13 protein-coding genes are annotated in these 15453 nt (G+C 52.4%); 11 read left to right on the forward strand and 2 right to left on the reverse strand.

Annotated features, from left to right (window positions below):
* Positions 1 to 186 precede the first annotated feature (186 nt).
* Positions 187 to 654, forward strand: coding sequence for an OsmC family protein (locus F7R27_RS11955; protein WP_151704502.1), 468 nt, complete (start codon positions 187 to 189; stop codon positions 652 to 654).
* 108 nt (positions 655 to 762) lie between these two features.
* On the forward strand, positions 763 to 2712 hold the full coding sequence (locus F7R27_RS11960; protein ID WP_151704503.1) for an SLC13 family permease: 1950 nt from the start codon (positions 763 to 765) through the stop codon (positions 2710 to 2712).
* Between the two features lie 2 nt (positions 2713 to 2714).
* Here the strand turns inward: F7R27_RS11960 and secD are convergent, their stop codons facing one another.
* Positions 2715 to 5045, reverse strand: coding sequence for a protein translocase subunit SecD (gene secD / locus F7R27_RS11965; RefSeq protein ID WP_151704504.1), 2331 nt, complete (start codon positions 5043 to 5045; stop codon positions 2715 to 2717).
* 96 nt (positions 5046 to 5141) lie between these two features.
* On the reverse strand, positions 5142 to 5591 hold the full coding sequence (locus tag F7R27_RS11970) for a hypothetical protein (RefSeq protein ID WP_151704505.1): 450 nt from the start codon (positions 5589 to 5591) through the stop codon (positions 5142 to 5144).
* Between the two features lie 210 nt (positions 5592 to 5801).
* On the opposite strand from F7R27_RS11970, the gene F7R27_RS11975 reads away from it, so the two are divergent.
* The 9 genes from F7R27_RS11975 (at position 5802) to sthA (ending at position 15445) form a co-directional block, all read left to right on the forward strand.
* Positions 5802 to 7238: a glyceraldehyde-3-phosphate dehydrogenase gene (locus tag F7R27_RS11975; protein WP_206060498.1), complete on the forward strand. Its 1437-nt coding sequence runs from the start codon at positions 5802 to 5804 to the stop codon at positions 7236 to 7238.
* Positions 7239 to 7509: 271 nt separating this feature from the next.
* Positions 7510 to 8850: a Na(+)-translocating NADH-quinone reductase subunit A gene (locus tag F7R27_RS11980; protein ID WP_151704507.1), complete on the forward strand. Its 1341-nt coding sequence runs from the start codon at positions 7510 to 7512 to the stop codon at positions 8848 to 8850.
* An 11-nt stretch (positions 8851 to 8861) separates the two neighbouring features.
* A complete protein-coding gene (locus F7R27_RS11985; protein ID WP_151704508.1) occupies positions 8862 to 10070 on the forward strand; it encodes an NADH:ubiquinone reductase (Na(+)-transporting) subunit B in 1209 nt (402 codons plus the stop codon).
* The gene (locus F7R27_RS11990) at positions 10060 to 10908 is read left to right on the forward strand and encodes a Na(+)-translocating NADH-quinone reductase subunit C (protein WP_151704509.1); all 849 of its coding nucleotides are present in this window, start codon (positions 10060 to 10062) and stop codon (positions 10906 to 10908) included. Before F7R27_RS11985 ends, F7R27_RS11990 begins: the two co-directional genes overlap by 11 nt.
* Positions 10909 to 10910: 2 nt before the next feature.
* A complete protein-coding gene (locus F7R27_RS11995; protein ID WP_151704510.1) occupies positions 10911 to 11570 on the forward strand; it encodes an NADH:ubiquinone reductase (Na(+)-transporting) subunit D in 660 nt (219 codons plus the stop codon).
* Between the two features lie 3 nt (positions 11571 to 11573).
* Positions 11574 to 12182 carry an NADH:ubiquinone reductase (Na(+)-transporting) subunit E gene (gene nqrE, locus F7R27_RS12000; protein WP_151704511.1) on the forward strand — a complete coding sequence of 203 codons (609 nt, stop codon included), beginning with the start codon at positions 11574 to 11576 and terminating at the stop codon, positions 12180 to 12182.
* 36 nt (positions 12183 to 12218) lie between these two features.
* On the forward strand, positions 12219 to 13445 hold the full coding sequence (gene nqrF, locus F7R27_RS12005) for an NADH:ubiquinone reductase (Na(+)-transporting) subunit F (RefSeq protein WP_151704512.1): 1227 nt from the start codon (positions 12219 to 12221) through the stop codon (positions 13443 to 13445).
* Between the two features lie 220 nt (positions 13446 to 13665).
* Positions 13666 to 13911: a (Na+)-NQR maturation NqrM gene (gene nqrM, locus F7R27_RS12010; RefSeq protein WP_151704513.1), complete on the forward strand. Its 246-nt coding sequence runs from the start codon at positions 13666 to 13668 to the stop codon at positions 13909 to 13911.
* Between the two features lie 133 nt (positions 13912 to 14044).
* Positions 14045 to 15445 carry a Si-specific NAD(P)(+) transhydrogenase gene (sthA, locus tag F7R27_RS12015; protein ID WP_151704514.1) on the forward strand — a complete coding sequence of 467 codons (1401 nt, stop codon included), beginning with the start codon at positions 14045 to 14047 and terminating at the stop codon, positions 15443 to 15445.
* The last annotated feature ends 8 nt before the right edge of the window (positions 15446 to 15453 follow it).

The raw sequence follows: 15453 nt of genomic DNA on the forward strand, positions 1-15453 counted from the left end.
TTGCTCAGATCGCCTTGTCCCGTTCCACTATCACTTATTCTAATACTAGCGCTTAAGCGTTTGTGATGGTGTTTGCCTGGCTGGTCGGCTGGAACTAGTATCGGCGCTGAAAGGTTCCTTGTGTCATCAGCAGGAACAACAGAATTTCCGTGCTATTCACAGCCAATAGGTGTTCGGGAGGGATGTATGTCGGATTATTTTGCCAGGGTTGTCTGGACGCGCAAAGCAGGGGAGCACTTCACGGACAACAAGTACAGTCGCGGTCATCTGTGGATGTTTGATGGTGGCGTCACGGTACCTGCTTCCTCATCGCCTCACGTCGTGCCTTTACCCTATTCCGTTGAAGAGAACGTCGATCCTGAGGAGGCGTTCATTGCCTCTCTCTCAAGCTGCCATATGTTGTTTTTTCTGGCAATTGCAGCCAAACGCAAATTCCAGGTGGATGAGTATATTGATAATGCCGTGGGTATCATGGCGAAAGGGGATGATGGCAAGGTCGCGATGACACGCGTGACTCTCCGTCCGAGGATCACCTTTTCGGGTGAGCATCAGCCCGAAATTGAACTACTGGAGCAGATGCACCATGAATCACATGAGCTATGCTTTATTGCGAATTCGGTTAAAACTGAAGTGGTGACAGAAATCGTGACATAATCAGTCGGGAAGGTTAGCCGCTCTGGTCTGATCAGCACTCAAGGAGAGCCACATGAATGAACGGGATACATCAATCATGTCATTCAGATCCTCTGTGAAAAGCACTGCATGAATCTGGATCAGCTGGCTGTTTTTCTGATACTTGGAGCATCCATCACGCTGTTCCTGTCTGGCAAGCTGCGGCATGATGTTGTAGCGCTGATGGCCTTGCTGGCCTGTGTACTGACGGGTTTGATTCCTCACCAGCAGGCTTTCAACGGGTTTGCGCAGCCAGCGGTGATCACAGTCGCTGCCGTCCTTATCCTCAGCTACGGCCTGCAAACCACCGGCGCGGTTGAAACCTTGGCGCAGAAAGTCTTGCCACGAAATGGTGGCGTGCTTCTGGGTATTGCTGTGCTCGTTCTGTTGGGCGCCACGCTGTCTGCCTTCATGAATAACGTCGGTGCGATGGCACTGTTGATGCCAATTGCGATACAGATGGCTCAGCGTAAGGGCATTCCTCCCGGCAAAGTGCTGATGCCTCTGGCGTTCGGTACGATTCTCGGTGGCATGACCACCTTGATCGGTACGCCCCCCAACCTGATCGTTTCCGACTTCAGGGCTGTCGAAACAGGCAGCGGCTTCTCTATGTTTGACTTCACTGCTGTGGGTATTGCCGTTGCTCTGATTGGCATCGTGTTTGCGGTTCTTGCCGGACGCTGGCTGGTGCCGACACGTGAAAAGCAGGATGCCGAGAGTTTTGATACCGGCACCTACCTTACAGAGATCAGGGTGGACGACAAAGCGAAAGTGGTTGGCAAACGATTACGTGATATTGAGTCGCTGTTGGATGACGAGGATGTTCAGATAGTCGGCATGGTGCGCAATGAGTTTCGTGTCATGACGCCGCTGGCCGGGCGTATCATTCAGGCAGGGGACATTCTGGTGATCGAGGCCGAGCCTGAGTCCCTGGGTTCTGCCTTATCCAGACTGGGGTTGCGCCTGGAGGAGGCGGGCAGCGCCGAGTCTGAATCAGATGAGGCTGAAACGGATGAGTCTGAAAGAGAGGAGCCTGAGGTCGATGAGTCTGATGATAAGGCTACCGATGCCGATCAGCGTGACGAAACAGATCAGGGGGCTGTTGTTGAGGAGTCTGCAGGTGAGGCGTCAGAGTCGTCAGGTCCCACCGAAGAGATCAGTAAAAGCGAAGAAAAGTCTGATGGTGAGGTGGTTTTGCTTGAACTGGTGGTTCAGCCGAGTAGCCATCTGATCTCACAGAATGCGACGACCCTGGATATCCGCAGCCGCTTTGGTATCAATCTGCTGGCGATATCCCGCCAGGGGCGTCGCTCCATTCGGCGCTTGCGCCAGACAGATCTGGAGGCTGGAGATGTGTTGTTGATGCAGGGTACGCAGGAGGCGATTCATGGCTTCAGTTCATTGTATAACTGCATTCCACTTGCACAGCGCTCCATCATGATTCCAGACAAACGTAAGGCTTATACAGCACTGGGCATTATGTTTATTGCCGTCATTCTAGCTGCGACCGGTGTGTTGCCTGCAGCCATTGCCTTCACTCTGGGTGTGCTGGGCTACATGCTGACCAGCGTGATAGCGCTGAGAAGAATCTACGAAGCCATCGATTGGCCAATCATCGTATTGCTGGGGGCATTGATGCCGATAGCGGTTGCGATGTCCGAAACCGGTGCGGCAGACCTGCTGGCGGGGACACTGCTGGATCAGGTGGCTCAGGGGCATCCTGTTATTGCCCTGGCGATGGTACTGGTGATCACCATGACGCTGTCGGATTTCATGAACAATGCGGCTACTGCTGCGGTAATGTGCCCAATTGCGCTGAGCATTTCAGTGCAATTGGGCGTGAGTCCGGACAGCTTTCTGATGGCGGTTGCGATCGGTGCATCCTGCGCTTTTCTCACACCGATCGGGCACCAGAACAATACTCTGATCCTGGGGCCCGGTGGCTTTCGCTTCTCGGATTACTGGCGACTCGGCCTGCCGATGGAGCTGCTGGTTGTTCTGGTCAGTATCCCCATGCTCCTCCTCGTCTGGCCGCTGTAATGTCAGGCGGCAGCCTGAGTCTGAGTCTGAGTTTGAGTCCAGCCTTTTCTGATGGCTCGCTCGTGCAGCCTCTGAAGAATCGGGGCAGCAATGAAAAGGGATGAGCTGGTGCCGGCAACTATTCCGAACAGCATCGGCAGTGCAAAGCTGGCCACTGCATCCCCTCCGGCGATCCCCATGGGCAAAATAGCCAGAAAGGTAGTCACTGATGTGAACAGGGTGCGTGTCAGAGTCGAGGTCAGGCTCTGATTTATCAGCTCTTTGAACGGCATATCCGGGGTCTGGCGAAGGCTCTCACGTATGCGATCAAAAATGACCACCTTGTCATTTACTGAGTAACCGATCAGCGCTAATAGTGCGGCAATCGCGGTGAGATTGAACTCAATGCCGGCCAGCACAAAGAAGCCCAGTGTCTTGCTCAGATCAAGCGCCAGGGTTGCCATGATCGCCGTGGCAAAGTGGTGCTCAAATCTGAACCAGAGATAGCCCAGCATCCCCACACCGGCAAGCAGGACAGCCAGCATGCTGGTTTCAAAGAACTGGTTGCTGACACTGGGCCCCACCATCTCAACCCGTGGAAACTCCGCCTGCGGTGCAATACTCAGTACGGCCTCTTTGACCGTTTGAATGCCTGACGAGGTGTCAGATGAGTTGTCAGATGAGTTGTCTGGGGCGTTTTTCAGCTGCGGCAGGCGCACCAGATATTGCCCCTCATCACCAAAAGATTGCACGGCCGCATCGCCAACAGCGGTCATGGATATGGCGTGGCGGATCTGTTCGGCATCTGTCTCTTCACTGGTATGAACCTCTACCAGTGTGCCGCCCTTGAAGTCGATGCCGGTGTTCAGTCCGGGAGTGACGAGCAGGGCCAGAGAACCGGCAGAGAGGACGATAGACAGCAGGATACCGACGGCACGCACTTTCATGAACGCCAGCGTGCGGGTATTCCTGAGTTTATCAAACAGGGACAGACCACCTGGATTCAAGGGTTGGCGGCCCAGTTTGCGCACACGCCACTCCATGACCAGTCGTGTGACGGTAATCGAGGTGAACATTGATACCACAAGCCCGACAGCCATGGTGACAGCAAACCCGCGCACAGGACCGGCACCGAACATGAACAACAGACCTACAGCGATCAAGGTGGTGATATTGGAATCAAGTATGGTGCCGAATGCACGTTGAAAGCCCAGATGCAGGGCATACATGCCACTGACGCCATGCTTGCTCTCCTCTCGGATACGCTCATTGATCAATATATTGGCATCCACCGCCATGCCAAGGCTGAGGATCAACCCCGCAATACCCGGTAGCGTCAAGGTTGCACCCATCGCAGCCAGTACGGCCATCACCAGCGAGATATATACCAGCAGCGAGAGATTGGCGATCAATCCCCAGGAACCATAAGCGAGCAGCATGAAACCCAATACCAGCAGCGCACCCAGCAATCCTGTGGTGATCCCCATATCGATGGCGGCCTGACCCAGTTCAGGCCCGACAGTACGCTCCTCCACCACGCTCAGCGGGGCTGGCAGGGAGCCCGCTCTCATCAACAGCGCAAGATCACCCGCTTCGCGTGCTGTGAAGCTACCACTTATCTGCCCGGAGCCGCCACTGATAGCACTGCGGATCACAGGTGCGGTGATCACGGTATCATCCAGTACGATGGCAAATGCACGGCCGATATTGTGACGAGTGATGTTTGCGAAGGTCTCTGCACCCTTACCATTCAGGGTGAAATTGACAACGGGCTCCTGGCTGGTGGCGTCGAACCCCAGGCGCGCATCGCTGAGATCTCCACCCTCGAGCAGCGGGTTTTTTTCCAGTGGATAGACTTCGCCCTCCTGGCTGCCCGGCACCTGAATCAGGGAGCCGGGTTCATTGCCTGCCTGTGCCACCAGATGAAATGTCAGCCGGGCGGTTCTGCCCAGAAGCTCCTTAATGCGTGCCGGGTCCTCCACGCCGGGGAGCTGAACCAGTATGCCGTCAGCACCCTGACGAGTGATCAGGGGCTCAACCACGCCGGTCTCGTCCATGCGCCTGCGAACGACTTCCAGGGTGCGCTCAATCACATCATCTTTAAAGTCTTTGCGCGTCTGTGCGCTGGTGTCGGTTAAGCGAAGCGATTGTTCGCGGAACAGCTCGTCGGTTTCGACGCGCAACAGCAGGTGCGAGCCACCGCGAAGATCCAACCCGAGAGTCGGCTTGTGTTCGGAGTACCAGTTGGGTGTGGCCTGCAGAAGTGTCGATGGCAGCAGGCCAGGCAGTGCAGAAAGAATGCCAAAAATGACAATGGCGATGCACGCCAGTGCCTTCAGTCGATAGTGACGCATGATATATCCTCTGTTAAGGCAGCGAGCAAAGCTTATGACTTAACATGTTCATCGAAATTAATAGATGTAATGATTTCAGCCGAAGCTGACAGAAGATCAGATGAACAGAGGAGGGGCGCGGGCCGTCAGGGTCGACAGAAACGGAGTGTCGCGTCTGTCTGGCCGGTGGGTCAGGGTCAACAGGCGGGTGGTTGTTTGAGCCGATTGACTGAGTTGATGGCTCAGAGCCAGGTGATCAAGCAGATCCTGAACAGGGTCAGAGCTGTGATTATCTCGCTCGGGGTGAGGTGTTCCGGGTATCGATCCAGGAAGTACTCTGGATAATCCAAAGGTTTCCTGCAGCAGTACAGGCGCAAGACCTTGCTGGAAATCAGCTGTGGCGGGGCTTTTGTGTACCGCAGATTTTACATGTTGTAACCCCAGTTGCTGTCCGGCCAGCAGGGCAAACATCAGGAAAAAGGCAAACAGGAAACCGGTACTCTGACGACTGTTGGAGAGGTGGTGTTGAACCGCGCTCTTGAAAGCGCTGATGTCAGGTGCTCGCATGTTTTGGGGTGTGTCAGAGAGATGGTGATTGTAGATAATCACTAATGTATAACTATATTATGCAATTGTCATTCAGATTGTGCATGAGCAGCCTTAAAACAGGGCGAGAAGTGTTTTACCCAAAAGTCTACCGCTTGTGATTTGCTACCGGGCGATGAAAAAGAGATAATACCGCACGCAAATTGAGCCATCACAATTTCGGAGTATCCCGTGAGCCAAGACCTGATATTTGCCGATTGGAAAGCGAGAGAATCCATTGCTGAAGCGATGGTCCCACTGGTTGGGCATCTGTATCGCGATCGCAACGTTGAAATCTCTATTTTTGGGCGTCTGATCGTCAAGCGTTCAGTAATCGATATCCTGAAAGCACACCGTTTCGTGCGTCAGGTTGAAGGAGAAGAGCTATCGGTTATCGATACCTTCCCCGTACTGGAAGCCGTAAATGATCTGGATGTGCACAATGCGCACATCGATATCGGTAAACTGGCGGTCAGTTTCCGAAAGAATGCTGGTGGAAAATCACTGCAGGATTTCGTTACGGAAGAGCTTGCTGAAGCGGTTGGTCCGGCAGATGATCGCCAGCCTACTGATGTCGTACTCTATGGCTTTGGTCGTATCGGCCGACTGTTGACGCGGCTGCTGGTCGATCGTGCAGGTGTCGGGCATACGATGCGTCTGCGTGCCATTGTCGTTCGCAAAGGCAAGGCAGATAACGATCTGGAAAAGCGTGCCAGCCTGTTACGTCGTGACTCTGTGCACGGCTCTTTCAAGGGTACGATTCAGGTAGATGAAGTCAATCAGGCGATCGTTGCCAACGGTGTCATGATCAAGGTGATCTTTGCTGATTCGCCGGAAGAGATCGATTACACCGAATATGGCATCAATGACGCGCTGATTATCGATAATACCGGTATGTGGCGTGATCATGAAGGTCTGTCACGTCACCTGAAGTGCAAAGGTGCTTCTCGTGCACTGCTGACGGCGCCGGGCAAGGGCATGAAAAACATCGTCATGGGTGTCAATCACACTGATATCACTGACGAAGATCGTGTGTTGTCTGCTGCTTCCTGCACCACTAACGCGATTGTGCCTGTGCTGAAGGCCATGAATGACCGCTATGGCGTCATTAACGGTCATGTTGAAACCGTTCACTCCTATACCAATGACCAGAACCTGATCGATAACTACCACAAGGGCAGTCGTCGTGGTCGTGCGGCTGCGTTGAACATGGTTATCACGGAAACAGGTGCGGCCAAGGCGGTTTCCAAGGCGTTGCCTGAGCTTGAAGGCAAGCTGACCGGTAATGCCATCCGTGTACCTACGCCGAATGTATCCATGGCTATTCTGAACCTGAACCTGGAAAAGGGTGTTGAGAAGGAAGAGTTGAACAACTACCTGCGTGAGATCGCTCTTTATTCAGATCTGCAGAAGCAGGTTGATTTCAGCAACTCCCCTGAAGCCGTATCGTCTGACTTTGTCGGATCGCGAGCTGCGGGTGTTGTTGATGCCTTGGCTACCATCGCAGAAGATAAGCGTTGCGTGCTGTATGTCTGGTACGACAATGAGTTTGGATACAGCTGCCAGGTGGTTCGCATGGCTCAGCATATGTCCAACTGTACGCTCAGAGCCTTCCCGAAGAGGCACTGATTAAGCGGATGGTTTGATAAGAGAAGAAAGGGTCGCATTTGCGGCTCTTTTTTTTTGATCGGCAGAAGTGCAGGCATGATTGAGTGCGTCGTTTTCGGATACTTCGGTAGAAAAACTACATCCATATCAGGTACAATAGCGCAGTTTTTTGGTGGGATTTTGTAAAACTGGCCGCAAGAAACGTCTGTGCTGTGCCTGAATGGGTGATGTGCTGCTGCTTGCCGGAAAGTAAACAGGATTCTGGACATTTTTGGGTAAATGGGTGAGGCAGATGATCAAGATCAATAAGGGTCTGGATCTACCTATCACTGGCGAACCGGAGCAGCGCATCTCGGATGCGGCTAAAGTGCGTTCGGTTGCCGTGGTGGGCTATGATTATGTTGGTCTCAAACCAACAATGGCGGTCAAGGTTGGTGACCGGGTCAAACTCGGCCAGATAATCTTTTCCGATAAGAAGAATGAAGGTGTGGTCTACACAGCTCCCGGTGGCGGAGTGGTCAGCGAGATCAATCGTGGTGAGCGCCGTGTGCTTCAGTCTGTTGTCATCGAACTGGATGATCAGGAAGAGGCCGTTGAGTTCAATAAATATGATGCTGCGCAGCTCTCATCGCTCACGCGAGAGCAGATTCAGGAAAGCCTTGTTCAGTCCGGCCTCTGGACTGCGTTGAGGACACGTCCTTTCAGCAAGGTACCGCAGCCAGGCAGCGTGCCAAACTCCATCTTTGTTACAGCCATGGATACCAATCCACTTGCGGCAGATCCGCAGGTTGTGATTGCCGATCAGGCAGACGCGTTCAAGCAGGGTCTTGCACTGCTGACCAAACTGACTAATGGCAAGGTGTTCCTCTGCAAAGCACCAGGGGCTTCCATCCCTTCGATCGATGGTATCACCAGCGAAGAGTTTGATGGACCTCACCCTGCGGGTAACCCCAGTACTCATATTCACTTCCTTGATCCGGTCTCCCAGAAGAAAACTGTCTGGCAGATCGGGTATCAGGATGTTATCGCTTTTGCCAAGCTGTTTACTGAAGGCAAACTGCCTGTTGATCGGGTGGTTGCACTGGCCGGCCCTCAGGTTGAGAAGCCCCAGCTTCTGCGTACACGCATTGGTGCCAATCTGAATGACCTGACAGCAGGACTGTTGCGTACTGGTAACAACAGGGTTATCAGTGGTTCTGTCTGGAATGGCCTGGCAGCCAGAGGGCCTTTGGGCTACCTTGGGCGTTATGCCAGTCAGATCAGCGTTCTGCTGGAAGGTAATCAGCGCGAGCTGTTGGGTTGGATCGTACCTGGCAAGGAGAAGTTCTCCGTGCTGAACATGTTCCTGTCAACCTTCAATGCCGGCAAGCGATTCAACTTCACAACCACGACCAATGGCTCTGAACGAGCGATGGTACCGGTTGGTCAGTTTGAAGATCTGATGCCACTTGATATCCTGCCGACCCAGCTGCTTAGAGCACTGGCTACCGGTGACATAGTCACAGCGATGCAGCTGGGCTGTCTGGAGCTGGATGAAGAGGACCTCGCACTGTGTACTTTTGCCTGTACTGGCAAGTATGAGTACGGTCCCATTCTCCGCGACAACCTGACACGCATTGAGAAAGAGGCGTAAGAGAGGCTGGCATGAGTTTAAGAACCGTTCTGGACAAAATTGAGCCGCACTTTCATAAAGGCGGCAAATATGAAAAATGGTATGCCCTCTTTGAAGCGGTAGATACTATTTTCTATACGCCTGGCAGTGTCACTCGCACCGGTGCGCATGTACGTGATGGTGTTGACCTCAAGCGTATGATGATCCTGGTCTGGCTGTGTACTTTTCCCGCTATTTTTCTGGGTCTGTACAACGTTGGTCTGCAGGCAAACCTTGCGATGGCCGATATGGGCATCAGCTCAGCTCCCGGCTGGCGTGGAACCATCATCTCTGCACTGAGCAGTTATAACCCCAACAGTATCTGGGATAACCTGATTTACGGTGCTGTCTACTGGCTGCCGATCTACTTCGTTACCTTTGTGGTAGGTGGTTTCTGGGAAGTGCTGTTTGCGATGAAGCGTGGGCATGAAGTCAACGAAGGTTTCTTTGTTACTTCTGTGCTCTTCGCGCTGATCCTGCCCCCTGATATTCCTCTGTGGCAGGTTGCTCTTGGTATCTCCTTTGGTGTCGTGATCGGCAAAGAGGTGTTCGGCGGCACAGGAAAGAACTTCCTGAACCCGGCACTGACTGGTCGTGCCTTCCTGTTTTTCGCCTATCCGGCTCAGATGTCGGGTGATTCGGTCTGGACAGCGGTGGATGGTTTCTCCGGTGCAACGCCTCTGGGTCTGGCTGCTGAGGGTGGTGTGCAAGCGATTCTGGCTGCCAATGTTACATGGTTTGATGCATTTGTCGGACATATTCAGGGCTCGGTGGGTGAGGTATCGACGCTGGCACTGATTATCGGTGGCTGTATCATCATGTTCGCCAAAATCGCGGCATGGCGAATCGTGGCGGGTGTCATGGTTGGCATGATTGCGACCACGCTTCTGTTCAATATGATCGGCTCTGACACCAACCCGTTGTTTGCCATGCCTTTCTGGTGGCACTTCGTACTGGGTGGGTTCGCGTTCGGTATGTTCTTCATGGCTACCGACCCTGTTTCCGCATCGATGACCAATACCGGTAAATGGGTATTTGGTGCACTGATCGGTGTCATGGTTATTCTGATCAGGGTTGTCAACCCGGCTTTCCCGGAAGGTATGATGCTGGCAATCCTGTTTGCCAACCTGTTTGCGCCTTTGATTGACAACTTTGTTGTTCAGGCGAACATCAAACGGAGGATGATGCGCAATGTCATCTAATAAAGACTCTATTGGAAAAACAGTTACAGTTGCGTTGGTGCTCTGCGTGGTCTGCTCCGTGGTGGTTTCCACCGCAGCAGTCATGCTGAAACCGATGCAGCAATACAATATGGATCAGGACCGCAAGTCCAACATCCTGCGTGCAGCGGGCATTATTGACCCAGCCAAGAGCGTTGATGAACTGTTTGAACAGATCACCACGCGCATCGTGGATATGGAAAGCGGTCAGTTCGCTGAGGAGTTTTCTCCTGAAGCGGAAAACTTCCGCCGTGCCGCGAATGATCCTTCTCAGTCACGCTCACTGAGTCGACAGGAAGATGTGGCATCCATCAAGCGTCAGCCGCTGCAAATGCCTGTGTATATCGTTGAAGCGGAAGATGGCTCCATTGATACACTGATTCTTCCGGTTCATGCCTATGGGTTGTGGTCTACCATGTATGGATTCCTGGCGCTGGAGGGCGATCTGAACACAGTTGCCGGCCTTGGTTTCTACGAGCATGCAGAAACACCGGGGTTGGGTGGTGAGATAGATAACCCCTCTTGGCGTGCATCCTGGATCGGTAAGAAGGTCTATGCCGATAGCGCTACGACCGAACCCAGCTTACGCGTAATCAAGGGATCTGTTGATCCGTCTCAGCAGGGTGCGCAACATCGTATCGACGGGCTGGCAGGTGCTACCCTGACAGCGAATGGTGTGTCCAACATGATCAGCTTCTGGATGGGTGATTCGGGTTTTGGTCCGTTTATCGCTAACCTGCGTGCTGCGAGTGAAACCGGTTCTGCTGATCAGGTCGAGTCAGATGCAGATGCCGACGTGCTTGAAGTGGATGAGGTGTAATTATGTCGAGTACTAAAGAGATCGTAGTATCGCCACTGTTCAAGAACAACCCGATTGCTCTTCAGGTATTGGGTGTCTGCTCTGCACTGGCGGTGACCACAACCATGAACAACGCAGTGGTGATGACGCTGGCGGTTATCGCCGTGGCAGCATTGTCCAACATGTTCATATCCGCTATTCGCCATCACATTCCAAGCAATATCCGCATTATCGTGCAGATGACCATCATTGCATCACTGGTTATTGTCGTGGATCAGGTGCTGAAGGCGGTGGTGTATGATATTTCCAAACAGCTGTCAGTGTTTGTAGGTTTGATCATTACCAACTGCATCATACTGGGCCGTGCGGAAGCCTTTGCCATGAAGAACCCTCCGATTCCGAGCTTTATAGACGGCGTCGGTAACGGTCTTGGTTATGGTGTCGTGCTGCTGTTCGTAGCGTTTTTCCGTGAACTGTTTGGCTCAGGCACCTTGTTTGGTTTTGAGATCCTGCCGCTGGTGACTAACGGAGGGTGGTACTACAGCAATGGTATGCTTCTGCTGCCGCCAAGTGCGTTCTTCCTGATCGGTATCATGATCTGGCTGATTCGTACCAAATACCCCGAGCAGGTCGAAAAACCAGAGTTTGTTATCGCTCCGAACACCAGTAAGGAGGCTGTGTAAGTCATGGAACAGTATATCAGTCTTGCTGTACGTGCTATTTTCGTTGAAAACATGGCGCTGGCCTTCTTCCTGGGGATGTGTACGTTTCTGGCGATCTCCAAGAAGATTCAGACCTCTTTCGGTCTGGGCGTTGCGGTTGTCGTGGTCCTGCTGATCACTACACCGATCAATAACCTGATCTACAATTATCTGCTGCGTGAAGGCGCACTGAGTTGGGCCGGTTATCCTGATGTGGATCTCAGCTTCCTGGGCTTCATCTCCTATATCGGTATTATCGCTGCGATGGTGCAGATCCTGGAAATGTTCCTGGATAAGTATGTGCCGGTGCTCTACAACGCCCTTGGTGTGTTCCTGCCGCTGATTACAGTGAACTGTGCGATCCTGGGTGCAGCACTGTTCATGGTGGAACGTGATTACACCTTCGGTGAAAGTGTGGTGTATGGTGCGGGCGCCGGTATCGGTTGGGCATTGGCGATCACTGCTTTGGCCGGTATCCGTGAAAAGCTGAAGTACAGCGATGTACCTGCAGGGCTACGTGGTCTGGGTATCACCTTCATTATTGTCGGTCTGATGTCTCTTGGCTTTATGTCGTTCTCCGGCGTATCGCTTTAATCCACTGGAACAACTGTAGAAGGGTGGAATAAGCTGATGAATGCAGAAATTATTCTGGGCGTCGTGATGTTTACTGCCGTCGTACTGGCGATGGTGGCGGTAATCCTTGTGGCACGCTCAAAACTGGTGAGTTCCGGTAACGTCACCATTGAAATCAATGGTGATCCGGAGAAAACGATTACGGTTCCTGCAGGTGGTAAACTGCTGGGCGCATTGTCCGATCAGGGCGTTTTCCTGGCCTCTGCCTGTGGTGGCGGTGGTACCTGTGCGCAGTGCAAGTGTGAGGTTCATGAAGGTGGTGGCTCCATGCTACCAACCGAAGAATCTCACTTCACACTGCGTGAAGCGAAAGAGGGCTGGCGTCTTTCCTGTCAGGTACCGGTCAAACAGAACATGAAAATTCAGGTCGAAGATGATGTCTTCGGCGTGAAGAAGTGGACCTGTACGGTTGACTCGAACCCCAACGTTGCGACGTTCATCAAGGAGCTGACGCTGCGTCTGCCTGAAGGTGAAAACGTTGACTTCCGCGCGGGTGGCTATGTACAGCTGGAGTGCCCACCGCACACGGTTAACTACAAGGATTTTGATATCCAGGAAGAGTACCGTGGCGACTGGGACAAGTTCGATATGTGGCGCTTTGTATCCAAAGTCCCAGAGACCACTATTCGTGCCTACTCCATGGCTAACTATCCGGAAGAGAAGGGTGTCGTCAAATTCAACATCCGTATCGCATCACCCCCACCGGGAACCAACTTCCCACCGGGTATCATGTCATCCTATGTGTTCAACCTGAAACCGGGTGACACGATAGATGTTTATGGTCCGTTTGGTGAGTTCTTTGCCAAGGACACCGACAACGAGATGGTATTTGTCGGTGGTGGTGCCGGTATGGCACCCATGCGGTCACACATTTTTGACCAGCTGATGCGTTTGAACTCCAAGCGTAAGATCACCTTCTGGTATGGTGCCCGCTCACTGCGCGAAGCCTTTTATGTGGAAGAGTTCGACAAGCTGGCTGAAGAGCATGATAACTTCACCTGGCATCTGGCGCTGTCTGATCCTCTGCCGGAGGATAACTGGACAGGCTACACAGGATTTATCCATAACGTACTGTATGAACACTATCTGAAGGAGCATGAAGCGCCTGAAGACTGTGAGTACTACATGTGCGGACCACCAATGATGAACGCAGCCGTGATCAAACTGCTGCACGATCTTGGTGTAGAGCCGGATAACATTCTGCTTGATGACTTCGGTGGCTGATGCCATGAAGGGTGTTTTGCTGTAATCGTAAACGGCCAGTAGCCAACACTACTGGCCGTTTTTATGCACAGGGATGTGCAGTATGCTGGCAATGCAGGAGCAATTGCCAGCGATTATGGCGGCCTCATAGCATTCACGCAATAAGGTGAACTGTTATCAGAGTTTGTTTTCAGATGCTTTACAGATCTGATCTCTTGAAAAACTAATAGGGGGACAAATTATGGAAGTCATGATTCTGACTTTTGTTGTACTGACGCTTCTGGTTGTCGGCATGTCCGTTGGTGTCATGATGGGACGCAAGCCGATAGCCGGCTCTTGTGGTGGCATGAGTGCGGTGGGTATGGATACGGCCTGCGATATCTGCCATGGCGATAAGGATATCTGTGACGAGGAGCAGGAAAAGAATAAATCCATGCGAGAAGATGCAAGCCATGAGCTGGCGTATGAGGCTAAGGCTAAAAGATAATTGTATTTCTGGTTCAATAAGTTAGATTGCCTGTTTACTGGAATTTTATTTTGGCTGGAGCACTTTTTCAAGTTGGGCATTACCGGAATCAAAGCTGTCTGCATTTAAACTAAATGATCTGAAGGGGAAACGAATGGCTGAATATGACTACGATGTCATTGTGATAGGTTCTGGGCCTGCTGGAGAGGGTGCTGCACTCAATGCCGCGAAGAACGGCCGCAGAGTGGCTGTGATCGAAGAGCAGGATACCGTTGGCGGTAACTGTACGCACAAAGGTACTATCCCATCCAAGGCGCTGCGCCATTCAGTCAAGCAGATCATTGAGTTCAATACCAACCCCATGTTCAGGGATATCGGTGAACCCCGTTGGTTCTCCTTTCCCAAGGTACTGCGCCGTGCCGAGAAGGTCATCTCCAATCAGGTCATGCTGAGGACCAATTTTTACGCGCGTAACCGTATCGATGTTTTCTTCGGTCGGGCAACATTTGTAGAGAAGGGTGTTGTTCAGGTTAAAAGTACCAAGGGTGAGCCGGAGCATCTTCGTGGTAAAAACGTGATCATTGCAACAGGTTCAAGCCCCTGGTGTCCGGATGATATTGACTTCAAGCATCCGCGAATCTATAACTCCGACTCCATCCTGAAATTGAACCATACGCCACGCACCATGGTGATTTACGGTGCCGGTGTTATCGGTTGTGAGTATGCGTCCATCTTCAGTGGATTGGGTGTCAAGGTGGATCTGATTGATAACCGTGATCGCCTGCTCTCCTTCCTCGACGTCGAAATTTCGGATTCTCTGAGCTACCATCTGCGTAATAATGCTGTGAAAATCCGCCACAACGAGGAGTATGCCTCTGTTGTGGGTGATGATAAGGGCGTGATGATGGAGCTTAAATCGGGCAAGCGTATCCGTGCGGATGCTTTCCTGTGGTGTGCCGGTCGCTCTGGTAATACCAAAGGGCTCGGTCTTGAGAATATCGGTTTGTCTGCGAACAGCCGTGGTCAGCTTGAGGTAGATGATCATTACCGTACCAGTGCCGAGGGTGTTTACGCCGTTGGTGACGTGATCGGCTGGCCCAGCCTGGCATCTGCAGCGTTGGATCAGGGCAGGGCAGCGTCGTCAGATCTGCTCAGCGGCGATGATTTCCGCTATATCAATGAGGTGCCGACGGGGATCTATACCATTCCGGAGATCAGCTCTGTCGGTAAAACCGAAGAGGAGTTGACCGAGGAGCGTGTACCCTATGAGGTCGGCCAGGCTTTCTTCAAGGATACGGCCCGTGCCCAGATTTCAGGTGAGCCGGTAGGTATGCTGAAGATTCTGTTCCATCGCGATACCTTTGAAATTCTCGGTATTCACTGCTTTGGTGACCAGGCGTCCGAGATCATTCATATCGGTCAGGCGATCATGCGTCAGGAAGGTGCTGCCAATACCATCAAGTACTTTGTCAACACCACCTTCAACTATCCAACCATGGCTGAAGCCTATCGTGTGGCTGCAATAGCCGGCTTGAACCGTGTGATTAATCTGTAAGAGACAAC

This window comes from Nitrincola alkalilacustris (assembly GCF_008973755.1).
GTDB classification, from domain to species: domain Bacteria; phylum Pseudomonadota; class Gammaproteobacteria; order Pseudomonadales; family Balneatricaceae; genus Nitrincola; species Nitrincola alkalilacustris.